The following is a 15,160-nucleotide window of genomic DNA, read 5'->3' as shown; positions in this document are numbered from 1 at the left end:
ATGAGCAATAACGCATTGATTCCTCAGAGTAAACTTCCCAGTCTTGGCACCACCATCTTTACGCAAATGAGCGCACTGGCCCAGCAGCACAACGCCATTAATCTCTCGCAAGGGTTCCCTGATTTTGATGGCCCGCGTTATTTGCAGGAACGTCTGGCGTACCACGTTGCGCAGGGGGCGAACCAGTATGCACCGATGACGGGCGTGCAGGCACTGCGGGACGCCATAGCAGACAAAACGGCTGAGCTGTATGGCTATAAGCCAGACGCTACCAGCGACATCACGGTGACAGCAGGGGCGACCGAAGCGTTGTATGCCGCAATTACCGCGCTGGTGCGCACGGGTGATGAGGTGATCTGCTTTGACCCGAGTTATGACAGCTACGCGCCGGCGGTTGAACTCTCCGGCGGCGTGGTGAAACGTATCGCGCTACAGCCACCGCATTTCCGTCCGGACTGGCAGGCGTTTGCTGCCTTGCTGAGCGACAAAACCCGTCTGGTTATTATCAATACTCCGCACAACCCGTCGGCGACCGCATGGCAGAAAGCCGATTTCGCAAAGCTGTGGCAGGCGATTGCCGGGCGTGAAATTTACGTGCTGAGCGATGAAGTGTATGAGCACATCTGTTTTGCGCAGGAAGGGCATGCCAGCGTGCTGGCCCATCCGCAGCTTCGCGAGCGTGCCGTGGCGGTATCGTCATTTGGTAAAACCTATCACATGACCGGCTGGAAGGTGGGGTACTGCGTGGCTCCCGCGGCCATCAGCGCTGAGCTGCGTAAAGTACATCAGTACCTGACGTTTGCCGTAAACACGCCGGCCCAGCTGGCCCTGGCTGATATGCTGCGCGCCGAACCGGAGCACTACCGCGACCTGCCGGCATTCTACCGTCAGCGTCGGGATCTGTTTGTGAATGCGCTAAGCCAGAGCCGTCTGGAGATTTTACCCTGCGAAGGGACCTACTTCCTGCTGGCGGACTACAGCGCGATTTCGGATCGGGATGACGTGAGTTTTTGCCAGTGGCTGACAAAAGAGGTGGGCGTTGCTGCCATTCCGCTGTCCGTATTTTGCGCCGACCCGTTCCCGCATAAGCTGATCCGGCTCTGTTTTGCGAAACAGGAATCGACGCTTCTCGCGGCGGCGGAGCGGCTGAGTACACTCTGAGCGTGTCATCCCTCTCGCGTAAGAATAACGGCGGTCTGCCCATAATAAGTGAGAGGGATATCAGTCAAAATAACGCGAAAGCGCGTTATAAAATATAAGTCAGGATTATGTATTAACAGAGAGAACGGGCTGTGAGCGACACAGCCCGTCGCTGTTATTGTTCTGTTACTTCGTTAATAAATTTCGCGAATGCCGTACTGTTTAATGCCGAGCGGTTGTAAATCATAAAAATGTCAAGCGAGGGAAGGGTGAACGGTGCAGTGATTTTTTTGAGCCTTAGCACTTCACTGTATTTATCAAATAAGATTTCGGGTACGTAACCAATTAAATGAGAGGCACTTATCATAGAAATAATAGTAAATACAGAGTCACAGCGAAAACCGATTGTCTTTTCCGCATGCACTTTTTCTGCCATCGATTGATAGGTTTTAACGCCCGGCTCATCACTGAGGAATATCGTAAACTTCTCTTCCTGAAGCTCTTCCATGGTGGCCACCTCTTTCATCCGCGGATGATCCTGGCTGCAGACCAGCAGGACGGAATAGGATGCATATGGCACACAAATCATTGAACGGTTACTAACCGGGGCCATTGAGAAAATTAAGTCTGCCTTACGGTATGCCAGCAGATCCTCTGCGGAGTCAGCAGAGAGCAGCATATCATGCAGTTCAATCTCGTAATTGTGCTCACGCATCAATAATTTAAGCGGACCAAGCAGGTTTTTTTTTTCGGTGGTCAGGATTTGCGGGCTGTACACCACAAAATTCTTTTTTAGCGTTGAGCCATGCATGATGTTAATCGTCTGCTCAAGCTGGTTGAGGTTTTGCTCAAGATGATGGTGCAGGTTCACGCCTACCGTGGTGGGCGTAATCCCTTTCCCGGAACGAATGAACAGGGGATCGTTGAGCTGATTACGCAACCTTTGCAGCGACTGGCTGACCGCCGAGGGCGTAATATAGAGCGTTTCTGCTGCCTTGCTGATGCTTAAGTGCTGATAAATACACTCGAAAATTACCAGCAGATTAAGATCAAATTTTTTCAGATCGTAGAGATTAGCCATGTTTCATCCTGAGTGGACTGCGTTGCGTTAACACATCACTGATAACTATAGAAGGAAGTTAATCATTTGCCATCCATGCAATTAACTTACTTAATTAGAGTTGTATGTTGACTTAATATATCACGATGGCAGATTTATAAAATAGAGCTTCAATGAATATTAAGATATTTTTATCTCTAAAACTGCGAGAGTGTTTGCATTAAAATAGTCTCAATTATATATAGACAAATAATTATCATTCATTTTTATTAATCCTCGCCGGCGCGTATTCAGTCCTGCGCAATAAACCGTGTTCGATGAAACCTATCACAGCCATAGATACGATTGGCGCTCATGTGCATTGCCCTCGCGCTGTGCGGGTGTTGTAATCAAGGCGCTGTTACGGCCTTGATATGAGGTTTGTAGAGCGCAACGCAACGCCAGCAATTGCTGGCACTGAAAGTTCCTGTGGAAAGTTCAGGTATCAGGGCCGCCCACCAGGGCGGCCTTTTTACTTTTGGCTTTTCGTTAATTCAGTTCATCACGTTGTCTTGTTCGGGTTGTTAGGTATGGCTGATTGATTTGATAAAGCAAACGCATTAGCCCACCCGGCGAAAGTTGGTTATCTTACATCTCAACGAAAACACGGAGGAAGTACAGATGTCTTTGATTAATACCAAAATTAAACCTTTCAAAAACCAGGCGTTCAAAAACGGTGAATTCATCGAAGTGACCGAGAAAGATACCGAAGGCCGCTGGAGCGTCTTCTTCTTCTATCCGGCTGACTTCACCTTCGTTTGCCCGACCGAACTGGGTGACGTTGCAGACCATTACGACGAACTGCAGAAGCTGGGCGTAGACGTTTACTCTGTTTCTACCGACACCCACTTCACCCACAAAGCATGGCACAGCAGCTCTGAAACCATCGCGAAAATCAAATACGCGATGATCGGCGACCCGACTGGCGCCCTGACCCGTAACTTCGACAACATGCGTGAAGATGAAGGCCTGGCTGACCGTGCTACCTTCGTTGTTGACCCGCAGGGCATTATCCAGGCAATCGAAGTTACCGCTGAAGGTATCGGCCGTGATGCTTCTGACCTGCTGCGTAAAGTGAAAGCGGCGCAGTACGTTGCTTCTCACCCAGGTGAAGTTTGCCCGGCGAAATGGAAAGAAGGCGAAGCGACTCTGGCACCGTCTTTAGACCTGGTTGGCAAAATCTAAGTTTCCCGCCGTCTTTCGCGCAGTGCATCGCCTGCTCTGACGCGACAGGCTCCGGAAATGACAGTCGTAATGGGCGCGCCCGCGCCCATTTTATTCCAGCACCATGATGCAAGTTGCATTCAGGCCGCCCGAATAAGGCAGCTTGCATGATGACGTTTTTAGAGAGGGAAGAACAATGCTCGACACCAATATGAAAACCCAGCTCAAGGCCTACCTTGAGAAACTGACCAAACCTGTTGAGCTGATTGCCACGCTGGACGACAGCGCTAAATCGGCAGAGATCAAGGAACTGCTGGCAGAGATCGCCGAACTGTCACCGAACGTGACCTTCAAAGAAGATAACGGTCTGGCGGTGCGCAAGCCCTCCTTCCTGATCACCAATCCGGGTTCTGACCAGGGGCCGCGTTTTGCCGGTTCTCCACTGGGCCACGAATTCACCTCGCTGGTGCTGGCACTGCTGTGGACCGGTGGTCATCCGTCAAAAGAGGCGCAGGCGCTGCTCGAGCAGATCCGCGATATTGACGGCGATTTTGAGTTTGAAACCTATTACTCGCTCTCCTGCCATAACTGCCCGGACGTGGTGCAGGCGCTGAACCTGATGTCGGTGCTGAACCCGCGCATTAAGCACACGGCGATTGACGGCGGTACGTTCCAGAACGAAATCACCGACCGTAACGTCATGGGCGTTCCGGCGGTCTTTATGAACGGTCAGGAGTTTGGCCAGGGCCGTATGACGCTGACCGAAATCGTTGCCAAAGTGGACACGGGTGCCGAAAAACGTGCGGCAGAAGCGCTGAACAAACGTGATGCGTATGATGTTCTGATTGTCGGCTCCGGCCCGGCGGGCGCGGCGGCGGCGGTTTACTCCGCCCGTAAAGGCATTCGTACCGGACTGATGGGCGAACGCTTCGGTGGCCAGGTGCTCGACACCGTGGATATCGAAAACTACATCTCTGTGCCGAAGACCGAAGGCCAGAAACTGGCTGGCGCACTGAAGGCGCACGTCAGCGATTATGAAGTGGATGTGATCGACAGCCAGAGCGCCAGCAAGCTGGTTCCGGCCGCGGTTGAAGGGGGGTTACACCAGATTGAAACCGCCTCCGGCGCGGTGCTGAAAGCGCGCAGCATTATCATTGCCACCGGCGCCAAATGGCGCAACATGAACGTCCCGGGTGAAGATCAGTATCGCACCAAAGGCGTCACCTACTGCCCGCACTGCGACGGCCCGCTGTTTAAAGGTAAACGCGTGGCGGTGATCGGCGGCGGTAACTCCGGTGTGGAAGCGGCGATTGACCTGGCGGGTATCGTTGAACACGTCACCCTGCTGGAGTTCGCCCCAGAAATGAAAGCGGACCAGGTGCTGCAGGACAAAGTGCGTAGCCTGAAAAACGTCGATATCGTGCTGAATGCGCAGACCACGGAAGTGAAAGGTGACGGCAGCAAAGTAACCGGTCTGGAATACCGCGACCGCGTGAGCGGTGACGTACATAGCGTGGCGCTGGCGGGGATCTTCGTACAGATTGGTCTGTTGCCAAACACCACCTGGCTGGACGGCGCGATTGAGCGCAACCGGATGGGCGAAATTATTATCGATGCGAAATGCGAAACCAGCGTGAAAGGGGTGTTCGCGGCAGGGGACTGCACCACGGTTCCGTACAAACAGATCATCATTGCCACCGGTGAAGGGGCGAAAGCGTCTCTGAGCTCGTTCGATTATCTGATTCGCACCAAAACGGCATAAAAAGAAAGCAAGACTACACCTGCAACAGCAAGAGGCCACCGAAAGGTGGCCTCTTTTTTTTACCTGACGACCATCACCGGAATGTGGGTGTGACGGATCACGCTCGACGCGTTAGAGCCCAGCAGGTGGGTGGTAATGGAAGGATTACGGGAACCGATCACCACGACGTCTGCTTTCAGTTCATTGGCCAGTTCATTAACGGCATCCCGCACGCTACCGAACCTGACGTGAGTTTTGATACGTGAAGGGTCGATGCTGAAATGCCCGACCATGGTTTGTAGACGATTTTCAGCTTCGTGCTGAAGATGCTCTTCGAAGCGACGTACATCGGCGGCAAAGCGGTGCAGACTCAGGCTGGCGGAACCCGGTAACACGTGTAAAAGATGAATGATCCCGTCCTGCTGCGCCAGGAACTCCGCGTGGCGTACGGCCTTGTCGCTCAGCTCCATCTCGAAAACATCAACCGGCATAATGATTGTCTGATACATACCCGTTTCTCCTTGTTTATAAACGCTGAATTCATTCAACCACAAAATATGAATGGTTTCTGTAAGCGCGGCGCCACTTTTTGATCTCGCCAGGAAAAATCTCAAAAGATCCGTCATCACGGGCAAGTCTTCTGGGGTAGCTACCCTTTATACACTGTCCTGGATCCTTTCGGAGGTTGCATGAAAGCACTCACGTATCACGGCCCACATCATGTTCGCGTCGAGAATGTCCCCGATCCCATCATTGAACAGCCAGACGATATTATTCTGCGGGTCACGGCTACGGCGATTTGCGGGTCCGATCTGCATCTCTATCGCGGCAAAATCCCGAAGGTGCAACACGGCGATATTTTTGGTCATGAATTTATGGGGGAAATCGTTGAGTGTGGCAGGGAGGTGAAGAATTTACAGAAAGGCGATCGCGTGGTTATCCCGTTTGTAATTGCCTGCGGTGACTGTTTCTTCTGCCGTCTGCAGCAATACGCGGCCTGCGAGACGACCAACGCTGGGCAGGGCGCCGCACTGAACAAAAAGCAGATTCCCGCGCCGGCCGCGCTGTTTGGCTATAGCCATCTCTACGGCGGCGTGCCGGGAGGCCAGGCGGAATATGTTCGCGTACCGAAGGGGAACGTTGGGCCGTTCAAGGTGCCGCCGCTGTTGTCCGATGACAAAGCGCTGTTCCTGTCAGATATTTTACCCACCGCCTGGCAGGCGGCAAAAAATGCGCAGATCGAGAAAGGATCGAGCGTGGCCGTTTTCGGCGCCGGGCCGGTGGGGTTGCTGACCATTGCCTGCGCGCGACTGCTCGGGGCGGAACAGATCTTCGTCATCGACCATCACCCGTATCGCCTGCGATTCGCTCAGGCGCGCTACGGCGCAATCCCGGTCAACTTTGATGATGATAACGATGCCGCCGAAAAAATCATTGAGCAAACTGCCGGCCAGCGTGGTGTCGATGCGGTGATTGATGCCGTCGGGTTCGAAGCCAAAGGCAGCACCACGGAAACAATCCTCAGCAACCTTAAAATTGAAGGCAGCAGCGGCAAAGCGCTGCGTCAGTGTATCGCGGCTGTCCGGCGCGGCGGCGTTGTCAGCGTCCCTGGCGTTTACGCCGGGTTTATTCACGGCTTCCTGTTTGGCGATGCCTTCGATAAAGGGCTGAGTTTCAGGATGGGGCAGACACACGTCCACGCCTGGCTGGGCGAGTTGCTGCCGCTTATCGAAAAAGGGCTGCTTACGCCGGAGGAGATTGTGACCCACTATCTGCCGCTGGCGGATGCGGAACGCGCCTACAAGATTTTCGAAAAACGGGAGGAGGAGTGCCGCAAGGTCATTCTGGTGCCGGGGGCGGAAACGCCTGACGCGGCGGCACAGCAGGTGAAAGGCCTGGTCAATGCTTTCCCGGGTGGGGTGGTGTGAGATTATCGCTTACCGATGACGCTCAAGATAAAGCACCGCCATGACGATGATCGCCAGAATAATGAGAAAAATAAGTGTGATAACCACTATCTCACTCATGACCGTCCCCGCGGCACCCAAACAGATTAAGCGTGGGTTAAGGGGTTTTCGGGCGATATAGGATAATCGGGTGAATTTGCGGAAAGAGGATGCGGGTGCATCCTCTGTGCAACGCGGGAGCGTTTGTTCAGATGGGGTTAACGCAGGTAGTCGCCCGCGGCTTCTGGCTGGTAGAGCAGCTCCAGCACTTCCAGATGCGCCGCGGCACCGCCTGGCAACGCCCAGTTGATGGTGTCTCCCGTACGCAGACCAAGAAGCGCGGCACCCACAGGGGCAAGGACCGAAAGCTGTGCACTGCTGTCGGTCATCTGCGCCGGGTAGACCAGCGTTCGGGTCAGCTCTTCACCGGTGGCCAGGTTACGGAATTTAACCCGGCTGTTCATGGTGACCACGTCGTGAGGCATGGATTCAGGCGTGCACATCTGCGCCCGGTCAAGCTCTTCATTCAGGGCGTCAGCCACCGGAAGCGAAGCGAATTCTGCTTTTTCCAGCAGTCTGTCAATACGTTCTGCGTCAAGCTCATTGATGATGATGGTGGGTCTGGACATTTTTTACTCCATGTCGTTAATGCTGCGTGTAACGCAGAAACCAATCCAAAAGAAAACCCTCGCCGTCTGGCAGCGAGGGTTTAACTCTTCTGATGATACTGGCTGAGCGCACGACTTTGAAGTGATACAGGTCACATTCATGGGTCATATGAATTTTCGGTGAAAAACGTGCTCCCTTGCCAATTTGGATTATTCTTTTTAAGCGCCCCCTGCGGGCGACTATCCGCATTCAGTGTTTCTTCTCAGGAGATCTCATGAGCGATTACGACAAAATTACGTTGAAAGACGGCAGTTATTTATATTTTAAAGACTGGGGAAGCGGGCAACCCGTGGTGTTTAGCCACGGCTGGCCGCTGACGGCGGATGCCTTTGAAGACCAAATGTTATACCTGGGATCAAAAGGATTTCGCGTAATTGCACATGACCGCCGCGGACATGGCCGCTCAGCGCAGCCGTGGGATGGGCACAATATGGATCAGTATGCCGACGACCTGGCTGAGCTGACGGCGCGTCTGAATCTGAAAGACGCTGTTCACGTGGGGCATTCAACCGGCGGTGGCGAAGTGGCGCGCTATATTGGTCGCCACGGTACGGATCGCGTGGCGAAAGCGGTACTTATTGGTGCCGTGACACCGATTATGATCAAAACCGATTTCAACCCGAACGGTGTGCCGAAAGAGGTGTTTGATGGTATTCGGGAAGGCGTGATTAACGATCGCGCGGCTTTCTTCTATGCGCTGACCGAGGCGTTTTATGGCTATAACCGCCCGGGGGCGAAAGAGTCCAAAGCGGTGCGGGAGAGCTTCGTTGAGCAGGGGCTTCAGGGGTCGATCAAGGCGCTGTATGACTGCGTAAAAGCGTTCTCTGAAACCGATCTGCGTGAAGATCTGAAAAAGATGACTATCCCAACGCTGGTGATCCACGGCGACGACGACCAGATAGTCCCGATCGAGACCTGTGGTCGGGTGGCTGCAGAGATCCTGCCGAACGCTGAACTGAAGGTCTATGCCGGGGGTTCTCACGGCATATGCACCACGCATAAGCACCAGATCAATGACGATTTGCTGAAATTTATTCAGTCTTAATTCCTGGCGGATTGCGTTACGCTGAGTGTCCTGATCCAGGGTACTGAGCGAAACGCAATTCGTGTCTGCCCCACCATTCTGCCCCACCATTAAGAGAGCACTATGTATTTCTATCAACCTTCTCTGGGACACGGCCTGCCGCATGACCCACTGAACGCGATTATTGGCCCACGCCCGATTGGCTGGATCTCCTCGTGCGACAACGCCGGTCAGCTGAATCTCGCGCCGTATAGCTTCTTTAACTGCTTTAACTATCGTCCGCCCATCATCGGTTTTTCCAGCAACGGCTGGAAAGACAGCGTGCGTAATATTACCGAAACCGGCGAGTTTGTCTGGAACCTGGCGACGCGCGATCTGGCTGAAGCGATGAATGCGACCTCGGCTATGCTTCCCCACGATGAAAATGAATTTACCTTTGCGGGATTAACGCCAGCGGCCAGCCAGCTGGTGAACGCCCCGCGGGTGGCAGAAAGCCCGGTTAACTTTGAGTGTCGCCTGTCGCAGTGTATTCAGCTTACCGGGGCCGACGGCACACCGGTTGATACCTGGCTGTTGCTCGGCGAAGTGGTGGGTATTCACATCGCCGAAACGTTGCTGGAAGAGGGGATTTATCAGACGGCGAAAGCGCAGCCCATCCTGCGTGCGGGTGGGCCGACGGCTTACTATGGCATCAGTGACGAGCACCGGTTTGACATGACCCGACCGATCGTCAATCAGTGACCGGCTTTATCAATGACGAATTGTTTTCCGCAGTTACCCGGGTGTGGCTGCGGAGCAAATGAGGTCGCAGAAAGCGGGTTATTAATGGTGTCTGCCTTCAGTGAGATCTGCATTTCAGTCAGGTAGGACGGGTTGCCATTACAGGTAAGCTTGAACGCTTTGACATTCTCCTTGCCCCAGCCTTTGGCCACGGCGCTGTCAAAGTCGCTGCGGCTTACGGTTTTTCCATAGTTATCGGCGAGGAACTTGCCGACCGCGCTGTTTTTTATCTCCTGATTCATGCGCACCATTGTGCCGAAATACGCGTCAGGATCAAAACCAAAGCATACGCCGTGTTTGGCATATTCGTAGCGTTCCAGGCAGGAGTTACCGCCAGCACCTGGCATAACGCTGTTCAGCTTCGCAGCACCTGAAAGCGACAGTCCGGTTTCGGCGGCAGCGCATTTGCGGCTGGCCTTCACCTCCGGCATGTTCGGGATTGGACGGGTCGCGCAGCCAAAACGCATCCAGCGACGTTCATCCACACCCCGTGCGGCAACAGATTTTGGCAGCCCCGGCCATAATCCGTGCACGGTCAGAAAATCGGTTTTGTTATCACTCTCTTTTTGTAAACGGCACTCTTCGGGCTCGTTGCGGTTACGGTCGGCCATGCTCTGGCAGAACCCGGTTTGCCAGGAAAGAGCCAGAACGTAGCGATCGAAATCGCCATACTGCGTTGCCTTGAGTGGGTCGGCCTGTGCGGAGAATACACAGAGTGCCAGCGCGATTGCGCCAGACGGAATAACGATATCCTTCCTGAACATGTGATTTCCTGATCGAATGAGCATGAATAATTTCTGGAAATTATTAAAGCACAAAAAGCGCCCGCAGGCGCTTTCTGGATATCAGGAATTTAGCTTAAGCTGCGCCGGGTACCAGCACCTGCGTGGCAATAATCACGATAATCAACCCCACAATCACGGGGACGGAGGTGCGTTTGATCACTTCGAAAGGCGAGATTTTTGCCATCCCGGCAACGGCTACAACCACACCCGATACCGGCGAAATGGTGCGACCGAGGTTTGACGCCTGCAGCATGGGGATGGAGAGATAGGCCGGGTTAATGCCTGAGGAGTGAGCCAGTTTCGGGATCATCTCAACGAAGGCGTAGAACGGCGCGTTACCGGAACCGGTGGTCATGGCGGCGAGCATGGTCAGCACCACCAGAACCAGCATCAGGATAATACTGGCCGAGCCGAACGAGGTGGCGATGGAAATCAGGCTCTGAATAAAGCCGATGGTGCTCAGACCCTGGGCGAAGACGCCTGCTGCAACCAGCAGCATAACGACTCCTGCAAACGCATCCGCCATACCGCGATAGGCCACTTCCAGACCCGAGAAGACTTTCTGCGTGTTAAACCCACGCACAAACTCCAGCAGGGCGGCCAGCAGCATGCAGATCACCAGAATGGTGATGATGTGCAGCTGTGGGCCCCATTTACCGTCAAAAATAAGCACGCCAATAATAGGTGTGAACGGCAGAATGGCATAAAACGCCGGCGCGGTGGTGGTGATTTCACTCACGTCCAGCATCTCGTGGCTGATGTTCTCCTTCTTATCGAGATAACGCTGCCAGAAGAAGTGCGCGATGCCCATGCCGACAATGGCGACGATAGAAATGGGCAGCGTGGTTTTGAACGCAAAGTCGATAAGCGACATCTCAGCGGCTTTGGCTGCGAGCACGACATCACCGGAGGTGGGGGAAAGAATAATGGCGGCCGGCGAGGCGCAAATCGCGGCGGCCGCGCCGCGGCTGATACCGACGTTAACCATAATCGGGAACAGGGTGGCCATTAACAGTACGCCCAGACCGGTGGCGGACGACACGGCGAGGGACATCAGGCAGGCAAGGAAATAGGCCGCGACCATCAGCAGATACGGGGAGTTAATGTACTGCAGCGGTTTGGATGCCAGTTTAACCACCATATCATTCGCGCCGATATGGGTCATGTACGCCGCAAAACCGCACAGCATCATGATCATCATACCCAGGTCGCCACCGCGGCTCATGAGCAGGATTTTAATGTATTCAACAATGTCAGTGGCGGTGTAGCCCGTACTGTCTGCGCTGGCCGGTAACACCTGATGGCCCATGATGGCGCTGATAATGAGCAGGGTTAGCCCGCCGACAAATAACACCCCTGTGGCCGAGTAACCTTTAATGATGTAGCGCGCTACACCGACAATGACGACGACTCCGATAAGGAGCTCGATAAACGTAAGCATGGTTTCCCCTGTATCCTTGCTGCCCGAGAGCACAAATAATCAATAAAAAAGAAGGATGAAATGTGCCGAATTAATGTTCTGTCCTTGCTGATTAAAATCAATAAACAGACTACTAAAGAAGATATTAACGGTATTTTTGCCATAGCCCCGGCATTTATCTCATGCGCATATTGACCGGTAGAGATATTACTATATGTCAATCAAATGATAACGGGTTGTTAAATATTTTGTGGGTTTAAATTCGCCGCAGAAAGAAAAGGCAAAAACCCTTTGGAAATTGGGTTTTTAATGGCTGCTGGCAGCCCTCCGGAACGGGCCCTGGAGACCGTCATTGCTGGCGTTGGTGAGGTTGTCCAGTGTATTAAAGTCTAATAAAGGCTTACTTTTTCTGTGCTTATTATGGCGTGAAGGTATGTTCCTCTCAGAATATTCCCAGGAAGACGCTGATTAATTAGGAATAACGCTGATGCTGTTAAGCTTTGATTAAACTATTTTATGGTAAACTTTGCCTCGAATACTAAGAATGGTAATTGCATTGTGATTGTACGTAATAAATTTTTCCTCATTTTGTTGTTTATTTTTGGGCAGTTAGCATTGTCGTCTGTTGCACACGCCGAGAGCAATGCAACCGATAAAGGCTGGTTCTCCACCTTCACTGATAATGTGTCGCAGACCTGGACTGCGCCAGAGCATTATGACCTGTATGTTCCGGCAATAACGTGGCATGCGCGTTTTGCCTATGACAAAGAAAAGACTGACAAATATAACGAGCGCCCGTGGGGGGCTGGTTTTGGTCAGTCGCGTTGGGACGAAAAAGGGAACTGGCATGGCATCTATCTGATGGCCTTTAAAGATTCCTTTAACAAATGGGAACCAATCGGGGGTTATGGCTGGGAGAAAACCTGGCGTCCGTTAGCCGATGAAAACTTCCATGTGGGGCTGGGTTACACCGCCGGTGTGACCGCACGCGACAACTGGAATTACATTCCGATTCCGGTGCTGCTGCCTCTGGCCTCTATCGGCTATGGTCCGGCAACGTTCCAGATGACCTATATCCCGGGGACATACAACAACGGTAACGTTTACTTCGCCTGGATGCGTTTTCAGTTTTAACTGAAAAAACGTCACGTGGTGGTGAAAAAATGTGCAGCCGTTGATTCCGTTGAGATAAAAAACCGTCAGCAGAAATTAACGCGACTTTAGTCACTTTTTATCAAAGAACCGCTGGACAAAAGGTCCCACAATTGATGTACTGGTACCCGACACAGCATTTGTGTCGTTTTTTAATGTAAAGGTAATTTTGATGTCTAAGATTAAAGGTAACGTTAAGTGGTTTAATGAGTCCAAAGGATTCGGTTTCATTACTCCTGAAGATGGCAGCAAAGACGTGTTCGTACACTTCTCTGCAATCCAGTCTAATGGTTTCAAAACTCTGGCTGAAGGTCAGCGTGTAGAGTTCGAAATCACTAACGGTGCCAAAGGCCCTTCTGCTGCTAACGTAATCGCTCTGTAATTCAGACGCGTCAGCAAGAATTTCAAAACCCGCTCACTGAGCGGGTTTTTTTTCGCGTGGAATCAGCTAAGCAGATACATTTTGAGGAAGCTGGCAACGATCAGCACGCTCAACAACACCACACCTGCGCTCATCAGGTTCTGTTTCATTCTGTCACCCTCGTTCAGTATTGCGTTCAGAGTGACAGAGAAAAATTAAGCCAACATTAACGCAGCGTCTGTTAGTGCGTCGTGGCGGAAGAAAATAGCCAGAATGCGATCCCCGTCATCGCAAAGGAGCCGAGCATATTAATCGCAATGTTCATCAGCGCCCAGCCGACACGCCCTTCCTGAAACAGGAAAACCACTTCCGCCGAGAACGTTGAGAAGGTGGTTAAACCGCCGCAAAAGCCGGTGGTAATCAATAGCTTCCACACGGGATCGATATGCGTCATACGGTTAAACCAGGCCAGCCCCACGCCAATAATGAAAGCACCTATCAGGTTAGCCGCCAGCGTACCCATTGGAATAGCCTGATGCAGGGGATTAAAACGCATACTCAAAAACCACCGCGCAACGCTACCCGTACCCCCACCAATAAAAACGGCTAAAAGTAGTTGTAACACTGTAAATACCTGCTATTTGATGTGTAAGAGTGGCGAGTTTAACGCGGTTTTTGCTGAGGGGACAAATATGTATGTTGCGGTAGGACAGTTTGCGGTTAAGCCTGACTGGCAAGAGAATGCAGATAAATGTGTCTCTCTGATGAGGCAGGCCCGCCTGAAAGAAGCTTCCTTGCTGGTGCTGCCGGAGGCGCTGCTGGCAAGAGATGACAACGACCCGGACCTGTCGGTGAAGTCTGCCCAGCCCCTGGACGGCGGATTTTTACAGCACCTGCTGGCGGAAAGTGTGGGCAATGGTTTGACCACCCTCTTTACGGTGCATGTCCCCTCGACGGCGGGACGGGCGGTAAATACCCTCGTGGCCATCCGTGACGGCGCGGTCGTTGCGCGCTATGCCAAACTCCATCTTTATGATGCCTTCAGCATTCAGGAGTCACGGCGGGTGGATCCGGGAGACAGCATCCCACCGCTGCTTGATGTCGATGGCTTTAAGATTGGGTTGATGACCTGCTACGACCTGCGTTTTCCTGAGCTGGCACTTACGCTCGCGTTAAAGGGGGCTGACGTGCTAGTAGTGCCTGCCGCGTGGGTCAAGGGGCCGCTTAAAGAGCATCACTGGGCAACGCTCCTTGCAGCGCGTGCGCTGGATACAACCTGTTATGTTGTGGCCTCGGGGGAGTGCGGCAATAAGAACATTGGGCAGAGCAGGGTGGTGGATCCGCTGGGGGTTACGATAGCCGCTGCGGCGGAGGCCCCGGCTTTGCTGATGACAGAGTTACAGCGGGAGAGGATTACGCTTGCACGGCAGCAATTACCGGTTCTTCGCAACCGTCGGTTTGCGCCACCGCAATTATTGTGATGTTTTTTTCAACAATGCTTGATTCACCTTGTTACAGATTGCTATTGTGTGCACGCGTCAAATGACCGTTAATACAATCAGGTTTTTGGCGCTGAATGCAGCCTGGTTTATGTAAAGAAGGTATCTATGGGTGAGATTAGTATTACCAAACTGCTGGTGGTTGCCGCACTGGTCGTCCTGCTGTTTGGTACCAAGAAGTTACGCACGCTGGGTGGTGACCTGGGTGCCGCCATCAAAGGCTTTAAGAAAGCAATGAACGACGATGATGCGGCTGCGAAGAAAAGCGCCGAGGGTGACATCCCGGCAGAGAAGCTTTCTCACAAAGAGTAACGGCAATGCCTGAGGGCTTGCGAAAAAAAACCGGCTCAAGAGGCCGGTTTTTTTGCATTACTGTAAGT

17 protein-coding genes are annotated in these 15,160 nt (G+C 52.7%); 10 read left to right on the top strand and 7 right to left on the bottom strand.

Annotated features, from left to right (window positions below):
• Nucleotides 1-1,161 carry a pyridoxal phosphate-dependent aminotransferase gene (locus QE396_RS10775; RefSeq protein ID WP_309950986.1) on the top strand — a complete coding sequence of 387 codons (1,161 nt, stop codon included), beginning with the start codon at nucleotides 1-3 and terminating at the stop codon, nucleotides 1,159-1,161.
• Between the two features lie 154 nt (nucleotides 1,162-1,315).
• Here QE396_RS10775 and QE396_RS10770 read toward each other — a convergent pair whose 3' ends face one another.
• Nucleotides 1,316-2,221 (bottom strand): DNA-binding transcriptional repressor CitR, encoded by a 906-nt coding sequence (locus QE396_RS10770; RefSeq protein WP_309950984.1) that lies wholly within the window; start codon nucleotides 2,219-2,221, stop codon nucleotides 1,316-1,318.
• 639 nt (nucleotides 2,222-2,860) lie between these two features.
• On the opposite strand from QE396_RS10770, the gene ahpC reads away from it, so the two are divergent.
• A complete protein-coding gene (ahpC, locus tag QE396_RS10765) occupies nucleotides 2,861-3,424 on the top strand; it encodes an alkyl hydroperoxide reductase subunit C (RefSeq protein WP_008501015.1) in 564 nt (187 codons plus the stop codon).
• A 175-nt stretch (nucleotides 3,425-3,599) separates the two neighbouring features.
• Nucleotides 3,600-5,165, top strand: a complete 1,566-nt coding sequence (ahpF, locus tag QE396_RS10760; protein ID WP_032681429.1) for an alkyl hydroperoxide reductase subunit F — start codon at nucleotides 3,600-3,602, stop codon at nucleotides 5,163-5,165.
• Nucleotides 5,166-5,224: 59 nt separating this feature from the next.
• Here the strand turns inward: ahpF and uspG are convergent, their stop codons facing one another.
• Nucleotides 5,225-5,653 (bottom strand): universal stress protein UspG, encoded by a 429-nt coding sequence (gene uspG, locus QE396_RS10755; RefSeq protein WP_020885008.1) that lies wholly within the window; start codon nucleotides 5,651-5,653, stop codon nucleotides 5,225-5,227.
• Between the two features lie 180 nt (nucleotides 5,654-5,833).
• Here uspG and QE396_RS10750 point away from each other — a divergent pair, with 180 nt between their 5' ends.
• Nucleotides 5,834-7,072, top strand: a complete 1,239-nt coding sequence (locus QE396_RS10750) for a zinc-dependent alcohol dehydrogenase (RefSeq protein WP_020885007.1) — start codon at nucleotides 5,834-5,836, stop codon at nucleotides 7,070-7,072.
• A 9-nt stretch (nucleotides 7,073-7,081) separates the two neighbouring features.
• Here the strand turns inward: QE396_RS10750 and yldA are convergent, their stop codons facing one another.
• Complete coding sequence (gene yldA / locus QE396_RS10745) at nucleotides 7,082-7,171, bottom strand: small membrane protein YldA (protein ID WP_271661446.1); 90 nt, start codon at nucleotides 7,169-7,171, stop codon at nucleotides 7,082-7,084.
• A gap of 137 nt (nucleotides 7,172-7,308) precedes the next feature.
• Nucleotides 7,309-7,719: a nucleoside diphosphate kinase regulator gene (rnk, locus tag QE396_RS10740; RefSeq protein WP_014169101.1), complete on the bottom strand. Its 411-nt coding sequence runs from the start codon at nucleotides 7,717-7,719 to the stop codon at nucleotides 7,309-7,311.
• A 254-nt stretch (nucleotides 7,720-7,973) separates the two neighbouring features.
• Here rnk and QE396_RS10735 point away from each other — a divergent pair, with 254 nt between their 5' ends.
• Together QE396_RS10735 and QE396_RS10730 are read left to right on the top strand one after the other, a co-directional pair.
• A complete protein-coding gene (locus QE396_RS10735; RefSeq protein ID WP_020885006.1) occupies nucleotides 7,974-8,804 on the top strand; it encodes an alpha/beta fold hydrolase in 831 nt (276 codons plus the stop codon).
• A gap of 102 nt (nucleotides 8,805-8,906) precedes the next feature.
• Nucleotides 8,907-9,524 carry a flavin reductase family protein gene (locus QE396_RS10730; protein WP_020885005.1) on the top strand — a complete coding sequence of 206 codons (618 nt, stop codon included), beginning with the start codon at nucleotides 8,907-8,909 and terminating at the stop codon, nucleotides 9,522-9,524.
• Here QE396_RS10730 and rna read toward each other — a convergent pair.
• Both rna and dcuC read right to left on the bottom strand, forming a co-directional pair.
• The gene (rna, locus tag QE396_RS10725; protein ID WP_020885004.1) at nucleotides 9,518-10,327 is read right to left on the bottom strand and encodes a ribonuclease I; all 810 of its coding nucleotides are present in this window, start codon (nucleotides 10,325-10,327) and stop codon (nucleotides 9,518-9,520) included. The genes QE396_RS10730 and rna overlap by 7 nt on opposite strands.
• 94 nt (nucleotides 10,328-10,421) lie before the next feature.
• On the bottom strand, nucleotides 10,422-11,789 hold the full coding sequence (gene dcuC / locus QE396_RS10720; RefSeq protein ID WP_020885003.1) for an anaerobic C4-dicarboxylate transporter DcuC: 1,368 nt from the start codon (nucleotides 11,787-11,789) through the stop codon (nucleotides 10,422-10,424).
• Between the two features lie 495 nt (nucleotides 11,790-12,284).
• Here dcuC and pagP point away from each other — a divergent pair, with 495 nt between their 5' ends.
• Both pagP and cspE read left to right on the top strand, forming a co-directional pair.
• The gene (gene pagP / locus QE396_RS10715) at nucleotides 12,285-12,902 is read left to right on the top strand and encodes a lipid IV(A) palmitoyltransferase PagP (protein WP_014169108.1); all 618 of its coding nucleotides are present in this window, start codon (nucleotides 12,285-12,287) and stop codon (nucleotides 12,900-12,902) included.
• Between the two features lie 190 nt (nucleotides 12,903-13,092).
• Nucleotides 13,093-13,302 carry a transcription antiterminator/RNA stability regulator CspE gene (cspE, locus tag QE396_RS10710; protein ID WP_002439184.1) on the top strand — a complete coding sequence of 70 codons (210 nt, stop codon included), beginning with the start codon at nucleotides 13,093-13,095 and terminating at the stop codon, nucleotides 13,300-13,302.
• Between the two features lie 220 nt (nucleotides 13,303-13,522).
• Here the strand turns inward: cspE and crcB are convergent, their stop codons facing one another.
• A complete protein-coding gene (gene crcB / locus QE396_RS10705; RefSeq protein ID WP_014169110.1) occupies nucleotides 13,523-13,906 on the bottom strand; it encodes a fluoride efflux transporter CrcB in 384 nt (127 codons plus the stop codon).
• Between the two features lie 67 nt (nucleotides 13,907-13,973).
• On the opposite strand from crcB, the gene QE396_RS10700 reads away from it, so the two are divergent.
• Together QE396_RS10700 and tatE are read left to right on the top strand one after the other, a co-directional pair.
• Nucleotides 13,974-14,762 carry a deaminated glutathione amidase gene (locus tag QE396_RS10700; RefSeq protein WP_020885002.1) on the top strand — a complete coding sequence of 263 codons (789 nt, stop codon included), beginning with the start codon at nucleotides 13,974-13,976 and terminating at the stop codon, nucleotides 14,760-14,762.
• A 126-nt stretch (nucleotides 14,763-14,888) separates the two neighbouring features.
• On the top strand, nucleotides 14,889-15,092 hold the full coding sequence (gene tatE / locus QE396_RS10695) for a twin-arginine translocase subunit TatE (RefSeq protein WP_014169112.1): 204 nt from the start codon (nucleotides 14,889-14,891) through the stop codon (nucleotides 15,090-15,092).
• Nucleotides 15,093-15,160: the final 68 nt, after the last annotated feature.

The organism is Enterobacter sp. SORGH_AS_0287 (genome assembly GCF_031453695.1).
Lineage (GTDB): Bacteria > Pseudomonadota > Gammaproteobacteria > Enterobacterales > Enterobacteriaceae > Enterobacter > Enterobacter ludwigii.
Note: the sequence above shows the minus strand (reverse complement) of the source record. Positions and strands in the feature narration are given on the sequence as shown.